The following is a 10,752-nucleotide window of genomic DNA, read 5'->3' as shown; positions in this document are numbered from 1 at the left end:
GTGCATGCGCGCAGGTGCCGGGCCTGCGCGCATGGCCGCCCGACGCGGCAGACGTTTGCGTCGACTGTTGTGCGTGCGAGGATTGGGCGCCGGCTGGCCGGCATGTTTGCTTGCAGGCGCAGACGGGCCGGTCAGCAGGCCTCGTGCGCATTCGAGTCATAGGGGGCCAGCGTGATCCGTACCCGGCGTATTTCCTTGAAAGGACGACTTCTGGCGATCGTTGTCGGCATTCTGGGCCTGGGCCTGGTGGGCGGCGCAGCCATTATTCTGCATAACGCACGCCAGGCCACGGTCGAGGAGATCCAGGCCAATCTGGATTTCAGTCAGCGCCTGGTCGGCTTTCTCATGGCCGATCTGAGCGGTCCGCGCACATCGGATGCGCTGGCGGTCTTGTCTCGTGCGTTCGAGGATTTGCGCCATGTCCAGGTCGAGATCGAAACGGACGCGGGCCAATGGCACACGCTCACACCCACCATGCCAGCGGATCCTGCGCCGGACTGGTTCGAGCGGCTCATCGTGCCGCCGACCCATGAATTCGCCACCATTCTTTTTGCCAGCGGCAGCGACCTCGGGCGTATCCGTATTACTGCCCGCATCGAAGACGAAATCGCCGAGGTGTGGCGCGATGTCTTCGATCTGTTCTGGCTCGCGGTCTGGATTCTCGCGAGTGTCTGTGTGCTGACCTATCTGGGACTATGGTTCGGACTCAAGCCATTGCGCGATCTGCATGCCGGTTTCGAGCGCCTCGAAGCAGGGGACTTCAGTGCGCCGGTCTGTGGCCCGGCCGTGGCCGAACTCGCGGATACGCAGGTCAAGTTCAATCATGTAGTGGCTGTGTTGCGCGATGCCACCCGACAGCGGCGGCTGCTCACCCAGAAACTGGTCGGCATGCAGGAAGAAGAACGCCGTGCGATCGCGCGCGAGTTGCATGACGAGATGGCGCCCTATCTGTTTGGCATTCGCAGTGATGTGCAGGCGATCACCTGGGCGCTCGGGCGCGACGACAAGGACAGTGCCCTGCAGCGTGTGACCGCGATTCAGGCGCATGTGGGCCTGCTTCAGCAGCGTATCAAGCGTTTGCTCAATCGCCTGCGCCCGGCCGTGCTCGACGACTTCGGCCTGCGCGATTCGTTGTCTTATCTGGTCGAGGACTGGCAAACCCGTCTGCCCGAGATCGACTGGCAGCTCGATATGGACGGGCTGGACGACGATCTGGATGACGCCGTGCGCGTGACGGTCTATCGCGCTGTACAGGAATGTCTGACCAATGTCGCGCGCCATGCCCAGGCGCGATGCGTGCAGATAAGCCTGCAGGTGGTCGGTGCGGGGGGCGATCGCGGTCTGGCGATCGAGGTTGTGGACGATGGTCGTGGCATGGGCGAAGACACGCCGCTCGGGCTGGGGCTGACGGGGCTGCAGGAACGCGTCGCTGCGCTCGGCGGACGCTTCAGATTGTTGCGAAACGCTGGTCGCGGCGTGACGTTGTCGCTGTTCGTACCGCTGGTCGCGTCGCCGGCAGAGATCGACGCACGCTAGACTGGATACGCCATGACACAGCAGAGCGCTATGACATCGATTCGTGCGGCCATACGCTGGTTGTTCGTCCGGCTATTGCAGCTGCCGATCGTGATATATCGCTATACGCTCTCGCCCCTGCTGGGCCCGCGCTGTCGCTACATGCCCAGTTGTTCGGCCTATGCGCTGGAAGCGCTGCAAGTACACGGGCCGATTCGCGGCTCTTGGCTGGCGTTTCGACGCATCACGCGCTGTCATCCGCTGCGCGAAGGCGGTTTCGACCCGGTGCCACCGGCTCGCGACAAGCGTTGACAAAGCCCGAGCCCGATGCGTGGGGCGCACGCAGGGTTTATGATGTCGCGCTTTGATTGCCACGCCTGCCTGGATCGACGTCACGCCCATGACCGGTTTCACCGAACACAAGCCGCTTGACCTGTCTGCACTGGACGGCGATATCCGCCGCTGGTGGGATCAGGAGGAGGTATTCGAGGCCAGCACCGCCGCGCGTGCCGATGGCCCGACCTTCACCTTCTATGAAGGCCCGCCCACGGCCAACGGCCGGCCGGGTATTCATCATGTGCTCGGGCGCACGATCAAGGACACCTTCTGTCGCTACAAGACGATGTGCGGCTATCGGGTCGATCGCAAGGCCGGCTGGGATACCCACGGCCTGCCGGTCGAGATCGAGGTCGAGAAGGAACTGGGCCTGAAGTCGCGCGAGGATATCGAGAACTACGGCATCGCCGAATACAATGCGGCCTGTCGCGAATCGGTGCTGCGCTACAAGACCCAGTGGGACGATCTGACCCGGCGGATCGGCTTCTGGGCCGATCTGGATGCGCCCTACGTCACCTTCTCCAACGAATATATCGAATCGGTCTGGTGGCTGCTCAAGCAGCTCCACGAGCAGGGTCTGCTCTACAAGGGCCACAAGATTCACTGGTATTCACCGGGCTCGGGCACGGTGCTGTCCTCGCACGAGGTCAGCCTCGGCTACAAGGAAGTACAAGATCCGTCGATCACGGTGAAGTTCTTCCTCGAAGACGAGCCGGACGTGGCGATACTCGCGTGGACCACCACGCCCTGGACCATGCCCTCGAACGTAGCCCTCGCGGTCGGCCCGAATATCGAATATGCCAAGGCACGCGCCGAAGACGGCTCGGTCTACATCGTGGCCAAGGCCTGTGTGGCCGCCACGCTGGGCGAGAACGCCGAAATCCTCGAAACCTTTGGCGCCGATGCCCTCATCGGCAAGCGCTACAAGCCCCCCTACGACTGTTTTGCCGATCATCCCGAGGCCGATCAGGCCTGGCGCGTGATCGCGGCCGATTTCATCACCACCGACGACGGCACCGGCATTGCCCACGAAGCCCCGGCCTTCGGTGCGGACGATTTCCGTGTGACGTCGGCTGAAGGCATGCCGGTATTCAACCCGATCGAGCGCAATGGCCATTTTCAGGCCGACTTCCCGTTGGTCGGCGGGCTGTGGTTCAAGGACGCCGACAAGCCGGTCGCACGCGATCTCAAGGATCGCGGCCTGCTGTTCTCGCAACAGGTGACCGTGCACAACTACCCGCACGACTGGCGCAAGGGCACCCCCTTGATGAACTACCCGGTCGAGTCCTGGTTCGTCGCCACCCAGCAGAACAAGGACAAGCTGGTCGCCTACAACGACCGTATCAACTGGTTCCCGGCCCATGTCGGCACCGGTCGCTTCGGCGACTGGCTGGAAAACAACGTCGACTGGGCGCTGTCCCGGCATCGCTTCTGGGGCACGCCGCTGCCCATTTGGGTCAACGACAACAACCCGGACGAGATCGTGGTCATCGGCTCCATCGCCGAGCTGCGCGAGTACGCGGGCGATCAGGTCGCCGACGACGACACCCTGGATCTGCACAAGCCGCAGGTCGATGCCATCACCTGGACAGCCGAAGACGGCGGCACCATGCGCCGTGTTCCGGAAATCATCGACGTCTGGTTCGACTCGGGCGCCATGCCGTTCGCCCAGTGGCATTACCCGTTCGAAAACCAGGAGCGCTTCGAAGCCAACTTCCCCGCCGATTTCATCTGCGAAGGCGTCGATCAGACCCGTGGCTGGTTCTATTCGCTGCATGCCATCGGCACGCTCATCAAGGACTCGCCGGCCTACAAGAACGTGGTCGTCAACGGCCTGCTGCTGGATGCCAACGGCGAGAAGATGTCCAAGTCGAAGGGCAATACGGTCGACCCGTTCGAAGCCCTGGATGAACACGGCGCCGACGTCATCCGTTGGTACATGCTGGCCAACAGCCCGCCGTGGGATAACACCAAATACGCCGATCGTGGTCTGCGCGAAACACGCACCAAGGTGTTCGGTACGCTGGAAAACGTCTATTCGTTCTTTGCCACCTACGCCAATATCGACGGTTTCACCGCCGATACGCCGGCACCGGCCGTGGCAGAGCGTCCCGAACTGGATCGCTGGATTCTTTCCCGGCTGCAATCCACGGCTGCCGAAGCCTCGGCCGCGCTGGACGAATACAACCCCACGCGTGCGGCACGTGCGGTCGAGCGTTTTATCGATGCCTTGTCGAACTGGTATATCCGCCGTTCGCGGGCCCGTTTCTGGGCCGGCGCGCGCGCCGATGCCGGTGGCGATGCCAGTGAAGCGGAAGTTGCGGACAAGCGCGCGGCCTATCACACCACGCTGACCTGTCTGCGCGATGTCGCAGCCATGATGGCGCCGATTGCGCCCTTCTTTGCCGACTGGCTCTACGGCCAGCTGGTCAACGAAAGCGGCGCCCGCGCCTCGGTCCATCTGGCTGATTTCCCCGCCGCCGACGCCGCGCTCATCGATGCCGACCTGGAACGGCGCATGGCGCTGGCACGCGCGATCGTGGCCAACGCACTCGCCTTGCGTAACGAAGCCGGGTTGAATGTGCGCCAGCCGCTGGCGCGTATTCTGGTGGTGGAAGAAGCCGACGTAGCACGCGCCGATGTCGATGCCATTGCCGCCATCGTGCGCGACGAGATCAACGTCGATGCCATCGAATTCGTGGCCGGCGAGGGTGACCTGGTCAAGCGCAGCGCCAAGCCCAACTTCAAGACCCTGGGCAAGCGTCTGGGCAAGAAGATGAAGGCGGTTGCCGGCGCGGTCGCGGCGCTCGACGACGAGGCCATTGCCCGCTATATGCGCGATATGCGGCTCATCGTTACCGCCGACGGCGAAGACATCGAACTCGGCGAAGGCGACCTGCTGGTATCCGCCGAAGGCGTGGAAGGCTGGCTCGTTGGGCGAGAAGATGGCGTTACGGTCGCACTTGATAGTACACTGACGGATTCACTACGCGAACGCGGGCTGGCGCGCGAAGTGATCAATCGCGTACAGCGGTTGCGCAAACAGGCTGATTTTCATGTCGCCGATCGGATTCGCGTGCAATATCGCGCCGACGACGAACTGGCGAAGGCGATCGAAAGCCACAGGACGGTGATCGCACGTGAAACCCTGGCCGAAGCGTACGAACCGAACGCGCAGCCGTCGGGCGAGGTCGAACAGGCCTTCGATATCGACGGCGCGCAGATCACGCTAGCCCTGGCGCGCGTTTAACAACGCGCGAATCGCAACGGTTTTACTTTTTAACGATCGACAGTCGAGACAGCAGGCCATGCAGAAAGACATCCACCCCAACTATCGCCCCGTCGTATTCAAGGATATGGGCGGCGATTTCGCGTTTCTCACGCGCTCGACCATCGAGTCCAACGAAACCATCGAATGGGAAGATGGCAACGAGTACCCGCTCGTGAAGCTGGAAGTCACGAGTGCGACGCACCCGTTCTATACCGGCAAGCAGAACATCATGGACACGACCGGCAAGGTCGAGCGCTTCAACCGCCGCTTTGGCATGATGAAGGGCGCCAAGAAGCAGTAAGGCTTCTGGCCCCCGCGTTCGATCGCATTCGGGCGCGGCGCGTGATGCATTCAAGCCGGCCGGCGTGAAATACGCCGGCCGGCTTTTGCGTGTCCGCCATTCGCGTTTTTAGATGGCCACTTGGGTGGCCTGGGTTGTGTCAACGCATGGCCCCCACCCGGGCGTGTTTTCCTTTGCTTCCTTTCGTTTGGACGAGCAAACGAAAGGGAGTCGCACAGCAGTGCGAAACCGAGGGTTCGATAAACTCGTGAGTATTGAAAGACGTGTGGCTCAAATCGTTCGCTGTCTGAATCAACTGCACGGGTGAATTTCGGCTTGGGGTTTCGCGCTGCAGCGCGAGTGACTTTCATTTGCTTGTCCAAATGAAAGTAACCAAAGCAAAGGACACCCTGTCTTGCGCCGATGCTACGCATCGGTTCCCTCCCATCACGAATCGCGAGCGGGCCGGCCGGAAACTCGCTGCGCTCAAACATCCGGCCGTCTTATTCCGCTCACGATTCGTGCTGCTCGGCGCTACGCCCAAGGGGCCGAATACAGGCAAGCTCGCTGGCGCTCGCTCAAGGTCACGATTTGTGTAGGTCGCCTAGCGAAGCGTAAGCCGACAAGAACGCAGCCAACGGCCTCGGTTCCGGTATGTAGCTGCACCGACTCACGGCTATGGGCTACCTGCTGTATTCCGGCCCCGTGTGAAGCGAACGAGAAGCACAGGGCCGAAGGGTTTCCGGCGCACAGCGCCGGTGTGGCCAGGCTGTCTGAGGATCGCCAAAGCGATCCGAGCCATATTGATTGACTAGGGCCGCACCCTTCGGCCCGCGCATCGCAGTGGTTCGGCGCGCTTCGCGCCGACGCGCAACCCGGGCGTCTTTTCCTTTGCTTCCTTTCGTTTGGACGAGCAAACGAAAGGGAGTCGCACAGCAGTGCGAAACCAGGGGTTCGATAAACTCGTGAGTGCTGAAAGGCTTATGGCTCGAACCGCTCGTTTCCTGGATGAACCGAGCAGGTGAATTTTGGCTTGGGTTTTCGCACAGCAGTGCGAAACCAAAGGTCCGACGAACTCGTGAGCGCCGAAAGCCCGATAGCTCGAACCTTTCCCTTCTTTAATTCGCGTCGAGGGCCGAAGGTTTAGCTCTTTAGGGCGGCCCCCCAATCAAACCCTCCCCTGTGCGCAGCGGCAAGCTCAAGAAACCCCTCGAGTGCCGGCAGTCCGCGATCACCACGCCGAACGCCCAGATGAATCTGCTTGGCAATGCCGGAATCGCCCAGTGGCCGCGCAACGATCGCAAGCTGGGGTTGGTATTCCTCGATCAGCCAGCGCGGCAGGGCCGCCACGCCACGCCTGGCGGCCACCATCTGCAGCATGATGTCAGTCGACTCGACCGTCTTGTGGCGATGCGGCGTAACGCCGGCCGGGGTGAGCAGCGATACGTACACATCCAGCCGGCTCGGGTCGACGGGATAGGACAGCAACGTCTCCCCGGCCAGATCTTCGGCCTGTACCGCGTCGTGCGACGCCAGCGGATGATCGGCCGAAACGGCCAGCACCTGCTCGTAGTCGAACACCGGCTCGAACTGCACGCCTTTCTTCTTGAGCGGGTCGGGCGTGACCAGGATATCGATCTCGTGGTTGAACAGAGCGGCCATGCCGCCGAACTGGAACTGCTGGACCACGTCGACATCCACCCCCGGCCACACGCTCAGATAGGGCTCGACCACCTTGAGCAGCCAGCGATAGCAGGGGTGGCATTCCATACCGATACGCAGCGAGCCATACGTGCCGCTGGCATAGTCGGCCAGCATGTCGTCTACCCGTTCGAGTTGGGGCAATAGCCGGTTGGCGGCGGCCAGCAGGTGTTCGCCGGCGGCGGTAAGCCGCACCCGCCGACCCTCCCGGCTCCAGATCGCGGTACCCGAGCGCCGTTCGAGCTTGCGGATCGCATGACTCAGGGCGGATTGGCTCAAGTGCAGGGTCCGGGCGGCCGCGGTAAGCGACCCTTCCCGGTCGATCGCTCGAAGAATGCTCAGGTGAATACGCTCGATCATTGCATTATATGAATTAAATGAATTGGTTAATGCAAATATACCAATTTTATTCATCGAAAAGGCGCTATAGAGTTTCCGGCCTCGAATCCCTGTGTGCAGCCTGCGTGTTGTCGTAAGCCTGCCCACACCCAATCGGAGCGACCATGACGATTTCCCAGAACCTCGGTTTCCCGCGTATCGGCGAACGCCGCGAACTCAAGAAGGCCACCGAGGCCTACTGGAAAGGCGATCTGGATTACGCCGGGCTGGAAGCCACCGGGGCCGAGCTGCGTCGCGCCAACTGGGCCAAGCAGCAGGCCGCCGGCATCGACTTGATCCCGTCGAACGATTTCTCTTTCTACGATCAGGTGCTGGGGCTGTCCTGCCTGATTGGCAACGTGCCCGAACGCTTCGGCTGGAACGGCGGCGACATGAACATCGATGTGGCCTTCGACATGGCCCGCGGCACCGATACAGCCATCGCCTGCGAAATGACCAAGTGGTTCGATACCAACTACCACTACATCGTGCCGGAATTCACGCGCGACACGGCGTTCGCGCTGGTCGGCACGAAAATCTTCGACGAGTTCGAAGAAGCCAAGGCCCAGGGGATTATCACCAAGCCGGTGATCGTGGGTCCGGGGACGTATCTGACCCTCGGCAAGGTCACAGACGGCTCGGATTTGAACAAGTTCGATCTGGCCGACGAGCTGATTAAGGTTTATGTCCAGATCGCCGAACGGCTAGCCGCGCAGGGTGCCGAATGGCTGCAGATCGACGAGCCGATATTCTCGCTGGATCTGGACGACGTCCAACGCGAAGTCATTCGCAAGGCCTACGACGCCCTGGCCGGTGTGCGGGGCATCAAGATCATGGTGGCCAACTATTTCGGTGCGCTGGCCGACAACCGTGAGCTGTTTACTTCGCTGCCGGTCGCCGCCCTGCATATCGATGGCGTACGCGCTCGCGAAGAAATCGAGGCGGTGGCAACGCGTTTGTCCGACGACAAGCAGCTCTCGGTCGGCATCGTCGACGGCCGTAATATCTGGAAAACCGATCTCACACGGGCGATCGACACGCTGCAACCCGTGCTGGGCGAGCTGGGCAGCGAACGTTTGATCGTAGCCCCGAGTTGCTCCCTGCTGCACTGCCCGGTCACGCTGCGCAGCGAACGCAAGCTCGACGACGAGTTTCTTAACTGGCTGGCCTTTGCGGAAGAAAAGCTCGACGAAATCGTGTTCCTGGCGCGGGCCATGGACAACGACCTCGACAAGGAAATGCTGGCCGCCAATGGCGCTGCGATGGCCGATCGCGCCAACTCCGCGCGTATTCACGACAGCGCGGTCAAAAGTCGGGTGTCCGGCGTGAGTGAGGCCGACTACAAACGTTTTTCCGCCTATCCCGAACGGGCCACGAAGCAGCAGGCCAAGCTCGACCTGCCGGCTTTTCCGACCACCACGATCGGCTCGTTTCCACAGACCGCCGAAGTGCGCAAACAGCGCGCGGCCCACAAACGCGGTGATCTGACGGATGCCCAATACGATGCCTTTCTCAAAAAGCAGATCGCCGAGGCCGTGCAAATGCAGGAGGCCATGGGGTTCGACATGCTCGTGCACGGCGAATTCGAGCGTAACGACATGGTGGAATATTTCGGCGAAAAGCTCGCCGGCTATGCCTTCACCAAGTTCGGCTGGGTACAAAGCTATGGCTCGCGCTATGTGAAGCCGCCGATCATCTTCGGGGATGTGTCGCGGCCCGAACCCATGACCGTGAAATGGTCGCAATATGCCCAGTCGCTCACCGACAAACCCATGAAAGGCATGCTCACCGGCCCGGTCACCATGGTGCAGTGGGCGTTCGTGCGCGACGACCAGCCGCGATCCGAAACGGTCAAACAGGTGGCCCTGGCCATTCGCGACGAAGTCTGCGACCTGGAAGCCGCCGGACTGGCCGCCATCCAGGTCGACGAGGCCGCTTTTCGTGAAGGCCTGCCGCTACGCCGCTCCGACTGGGCCGAGTATCTGGACTGGGCGAGCGCGAGCTTTCGCCTGACCGCAGGCGGGGTCGCCGACGACACCCAGGTGCATACCCATATGTGCTATTCGGAGTTCAACGACATCATCGAGGCGATCGCGGCGATGGACGCCGACTGTATTTCGATCGAAACCTCGCGCTCGCAGATGGAGCTGCTCGATGCCTTCGTGAAATTCCAGTACCCGAACGAGATCGGCCCCGGCGTGTACGACATTCACAGCCCGCGCGTGCCGGCCAAGGCCGAGATGATCGCGCTGCTGGAAAAAGCGACCGAAGTGCTACCGCCCGAGCGTATCTGGGTGAACCCCGATTGCGGCCTCAAGACCCGCGGCTGGGCCGAAGTGCGGCCCGCGCTCGAGCATATGGTCGATGCCGCCCGCGAACTGCGCGCCAAGGCCGCCTGAATAAGATTTTCCCCGTCGCTGCGGCCTTGGTCAGCCGTAGTGGCCCCCGCCCCGGTTCGCCGGGGCGGTTTTTAGGGTGGGGGCGGCTAGCACCGTGGAGGCCTGGCGTCGAGGACGTCGTCTGCCGGTAAAGCTTCAAGCGTATGTTGTCGCCACGGAATGGCCATTACGCGTTCCCCGCCTCCACTAGATCGCGCATACGCTGGATGACAAGCGCTACGCGTTCTTGGTTCGTGGAATCGGGTGGTAAATGCCCGGCTGTTGCCGCGATGAAGTCCGGCGTTTCGAGGAGCGCGTAGAAGCGCTCGGCTAGGTAGCGGCGAAGAGACAGATCGGCGGTCGCGACTTCCGTAGGTAGTGTTGACCGGCCGTCGAGCACAGACACAATATCCTCGATATCGTGGCTTGCCAGGAAATCGCCCTCGCCGCGTCCATCAAATGCTTCCAGTTTGGTTGCCAGGAAATGAGCAGGTGCGATAAGCCGTATTGTGCGATCCGGCGTCAGCGCATAGGGCATCGCGGCGTGAGCAGCTGGTGCATACCATTGGTTGCCGAAGCCTAAAACCTGTTCGTCGGTGGGCATGACATCAAGGATTAGCGGGCCACGCCGCCAACGGCATATGACTGCGGTCTCGCCGTCGCCGGGATCTTCGCGAAAGCCCTGCACGCGAAGCTTTTCACCCAATGAGTGGTACTCCAGGTAGCCCGCCACTTCGGTAATCACATCGACATCGAAAGTTTGGCGTACGTCCGCCGCAGCTGGATCGGTGATTAGAAGATTGGTCGCACAACCGCCGAGGAAAACCATGTCGTCGGCCAAAGGGCCAAGATGCAGGACGGTTTCTTCAAGGATACGTCGGTTGGGATGCATG

General features: G+C 61.7%; 7 protein-coding genes. 5 read left to right on the top strand and 2 right to left on the bottom strand.

The genetic code is table 11. From position 1 onward, the window contains the following. Nucleotides 1-195: 195 nt before the first annotated feature. The 4 genes from SSPSH_RS04495 (at nucleotide 196) to SSPSH_RS04480 (ending at nucleotide 5,423) form a co-directional block, all read left to right on the top strand. Nucleotides 196-1,536, top strand: a complete 1,341-nt coding sequence (locus tag SSPSH_RS04495) for a histidine kinase (protein WP_161627803.1) — start codon at nucleotides 196-198, stop codon at nucleotides 1,534-1,536. 12 nt (nucleotides 1,537-1,548) lie between these two features. Then, nucleotides 1,549-1,827 carry a membrane protein insertion efficiency factor YidD gene (gene yidD, locus SSPSH_RS04490; RefSeq protein ID WP_006913827.1) on the top strand — a complete coding sequence of 93 codons (279 nt, stop codon included), beginning with the start codon at nucleotides 1,549-1,551 and terminating at the stop codon, nucleotides 1,825-1,827. A gap of 88 nt (nucleotides 1,828-1,915) precedes the next feature. After that, complete coding sequence (gene ileS, locus SSPSH_RS04485; RefSeq protein WP_006913828.1) at nucleotides 1,916-5,101, top strand: isoleucine--tRNA ligase; 3,186 nt, start codon at nucleotides 1,916-1,918, stop codon at nucleotides 5,099-5,101. Between the two features lie 58 nt (nucleotides 5,102-5,159). Beyond that, nucleotides 5,160-5,423, top strand: coding sequence for a type B 50S ribosomal protein L31 (locus tag SSPSH_RS04480; protein ID WP_006913829.1), 264 nt, complete (start codon nucleotides 5,160-5,162; stop codon nucleotides 5,421-5,423). Nucleotides 5,424-6,545: 1,122 nt separating this feature from the next. Here the strand turns inward: SSPSH_RS04480 and SSPSH_RS04475 are convergent. Continuing rightward, a complete protein-coding gene (locus SSPSH_RS04475) occupies nucleotides 6,546-7,463 on the bottom strand; it encodes a LysR family transcriptional regulator (RefSeq protein WP_006913914.1) in 918 nt (305 codons plus the stop codon). Between the two features lie 143 nt (nucleotides 7,464-7,606). Between SSPSH_RS04475 and metE the strand changes: the two genes are divergently transcribed. Continuing rightward, nucleotides 7,607-9,880 (top strand): 5-methyltetrahydropteroyltriglutamate--homocysteine S-methyltransferase, encoded by a 2,274-nt coding sequence (gene metE / locus SSPSH_RS04470; RefSeq protein ID WP_006913913.1) that lies wholly within the window; start codon nucleotides 7,607-7,609, stop codon nucleotides 9,878-9,880. A 166-nt stretch (nucleotides 9,881-10,046) separates the two neighbouring features. Here the strand turns inward: metE and SSPSH_RS04465 are convergent, their stop codons facing one another. After that, on the bottom strand, nucleotides 10,047-10,751 hold the full coding sequence (locus tag SSPSH_RS04465; RefSeq protein ID WP_006913912.1) for a hypothetical protein: 705 nt from the start codon (nucleotides 10,749-10,751) through the stop codon (nucleotides 10,047-10,049). Nucleotide 10,752: the final 1 nt, after the last annotated feature.

Origin of the sequence: Salinisphaera shabanensis E1L3A (genome assembly GCF_000215955.2) — a bacterium.
In the GTDB taxonomy this organism is placed as follows: domain Bacteria; phylum Pseudomonadota; class Gammaproteobacteria; order Nevskiales; family Salinisphaeraceae; genus Salinisphaera; species Salinisphaera shabanensis.
This window is presented reverse-complemented; position numbering and strand designations above follow the sequence as displayed.